Source organism: Flavobacterium sp. (genome assembly GCF_043779715.1).
Taxonomy (GTDB): domain Bacteria; phylum Bacteroidota; class Bacteroidia; order Flavobacteriales; family Flavobacteriaceae; genus Flavobacterium.
Genome location: NZ_JAYWDT010000226.1, coordinates 1 through 2,808, shown reverse-complemented (window position 1 = coordinate 2,808; position 2,808 = coordinate 1). Strand labels below are relative to the sequence as shown.

The 2,808-nt window shown below is 28.0% G+C and carries 3 protein-coding genes and 1 pseudogene; all 4 read right to left on the bottom strand.

Annotation, left to right across the window (positions count from 1 at the left end):
- A partial coding sequence (locus ACH2BG_RS10905; RefSeq protein ID WP_395047722.1) for an ATP-binding protein occupies positions 1 to 1,861 on the bottom strand: 1,861 nt, incomplete at its 3' end.
- A 107-nt stretch (positions 1,862 to 1,968) separates the two neighbouring features.
- Positions 1,969 to 2,316 carry a hypothetical protein gene (locus tag ACH2BG_RS10900; protein WP_395047723.1) on the bottom strand — a complete coding sequence of 116 codons (348 nt, stop codon included), beginning with the start codon at positions 2,314 to 2,316 and terminating at the stop codon, positions 1,969 to 1,971.
- A gap of 9 nt (positions 2,317 to 2,325) precedes the next feature.
- Complete coding sequence (locus tag ACH2BG_RS10895) at positions 2,326 to 2,637, bottom strand: hypothetical protein (protein WP_395047721.1); 312 nt, start codon at positions 2,635 to 2,637, stop codon at positions 2,326 to 2,328.
- A gap of 55 nt (positions 2,638 to 2,692) precedes the next feature.
- Positions 2,693 to 2,808: pseudogene (locus tag ACH2BG_RS10890) on the bottom strand (IS1595 family transposase); the annotation flags it as partial.

Sequence of the window (2,808 nt, the reverse complement as noted above, 5' to 3'; positions counted from 1 at the left end):
TTTCGACAATATCGCATTCAAATCCAAAATCGTTCAACAAAGTACGCATTAGTAGTTGGTTAAACTCAACATCTTCTACTACCAAAACTTTTACATTTTTAATTTTTTCATCAACTAATTCCGTTAATTCATTTTCTAAATAAGTTTCGCCTTCTGCTTTTTTAAAATTTAAAACAAAACTAAAAGTGGAACCACGATCGATTTCACTTTCAACCCTAATGCTTCCGCCTTGGGCTTCGACAAGTTTTTTTACGATGGCTAATCCCAAACCAGTTCCTCCATAAATTCTTGAGGCTTGATTGTGGGCTTGTTGGAAATTTTCAAAAATACCTTCTATTTTACTTTCATCAATGCCAATTCCTGTATCTGAAACTAAAAATTCTATGGTTATTTTATCATCATATTCTGCTAATTTTCTAATGTTTACCGTAATCTTGCCTTCATTTGTGAATTTTATAGCGTTGCCAACCAAATTAAGAATTATTTGATGCAAACGTGTTGGATCTCCAAGCAGAATTTCTGGAATATTTTGATCGTATTTTACGGTTAATTTTAAATTTTTTTCTTGAATTTTTATTTCAAATAAATGCAGCATTGTAGCAATTGATATCGATAATTTAAATGGTGTTTTTTCAAAAACCATTTTTCCAGCATCTACTTTTGCCAAATCTAGGATATCATTTATTAGTACAATTAAAGTATCGCCACTCATTTTAATTGCTGTTAAATATTCTTTTTGTTTTGAATTCAATTCTGTTTTAAGAATTACTTTTGTAAAGCCAATTATCGCATTCATTGGCGTACGAATCTCGTGACTCATATTTGAAAGAAATTCTTGTTTGGCGATTGCAGCATTTTCGGCTATAATTTTGGCTTCAGTCAATTCTTTTTCAATTCTTTTTTGTTCACTAATATCTCTTATGGAAGCGCAAAACAAAAAACCATCTTCCGTAACAATTTTGCTTAAACTTATTTCTACTGGAAATTCATTTCCGTTTTTACGTTGTGCAAAAAGTTCCATACCTTCTCCCATTTTTCTAAGTTTGGGTTTATCAAAAAAACCATCTCTGTGTCTTTGATGTGCTTCTTTGTAACGTGAAGGTATTAAAAGCTCGATTTTTTTTCCAAAAATTTCTTGGTGATCATAACCAAACATTATTTCTGTTTGATTGTTTATGGTTTCAATATTGCCATGATTATTGACAATTACGATGGCATCAGGCACAGATTCTAAAAAACTTTGAAATTTAATATCATTTTTATTAATAATACTTTCATTATTATATACAGTTATTTGTTCTTGATTTTCTGTATTTGAAATGGGTTTAATTTCTTTTAATTGTCTAAAATGCGATGGCGAAAGACCTGTAACTTTTTTAAATTGACTTGATAAATGTGCAACACTGCTGTAATTCATTTTCCAAGCAATTTCAGAAATATTCAAATCGCCATAAATTATTAATTCTTTAATACGTGCAACCTTAAGTGAAATTATAAATTGTTCAATCGTAACTCCTTGTATTTCAGAAAACAAATTGGCGATGTAATTGTAATTATGGTTCACCTTTTCACTTAAAGAATGTGAAAAATTTATTTTGTTTCCTTCATTTGATGAATTTATAATTTCTATAATGGTATTTTTAATTTTTTCGATCAAAACAGATTTTTTATCATCCATTAATTCAAGTCCGGATTCTGATAAAAGTTTTCTTAACTCTTCCCTTTGATTTTCAGAAATATTCTGCATTATTTCGACTTCTCCAAAATCGACCACAACATAATCCAAATCAAATTCATTTAGAATATCTTTGACAATTATTTTACAGCGATTGCTCACCATATTTTTGATGTATAATTTCATAAAAATATATTTAAGTTCAAATACTGGCTAAGTCCTTATAAAAACTCTATAAAAGTAACGAAAAGGATTTTAGCAATTATGATAATGCATTATTTGAAATTAAATATCTAATTTTCAATAACTAATGAATTTGGATTTACACCCAAATCTAGTAAAAGTTCACTTACTGTTTTAACAAAATCTGATGAACCACAAATGTAGAAATGCTGATTAAAATTTACTATGTTTTCAATTAGATAATTTCTATCGATTCTTCTGCCAGCAAAGCCTATGATATTCTCTCTTGTGTATAAATTTATGAAATTATTTTTGAGTATTTTTTTTAATTCATTACCCATTATTACATCATCTGAAGTTTTATTATAATAAATTAATTTGTTTCCCAAAAGCTGCTTTTTCTTATATAAATCTCTAAAGATGGATATAAATGGCGTTATACCAGAACCGCCAGCTATAAAAACTCCTTAACCTTTGTATTGAATTGCTCCAAAAACATTTCCAATGATTAATTCGGCTCCAGAATTTGTTTTCCCTAACATATTAGTCACTCCGTTATGATCTTTGTAAATCTTAATTACAAATTCAAGATACTCTTTATCTGGCAAACAAGTAAAAGTAAATGGTCTAGATTGTTTTTCCCAAAAGGGAATATTAATAGCCACTTCGGTTCCTTGTCCAGAAATAAAATTGTATCCTACTGGTTTTTCTACGATAAAACATTTAACGTCGTGAGTAATATAAAATGATTCTAAAATTTTGACTATATAATTATTCATAATAAATTTTATTTTACAAAATTCTATATAATTTAATTTGATCGTCCGTTTTCTATCATAATCCTGTAATCCCAGCAATTACTAGTCTATCGAATAGTTTTTCTTCAAAATATCTTCTAACTTGTAAACAAACTCATTTAGGTATAATTGAAGATATTTTCCTTTTATTTT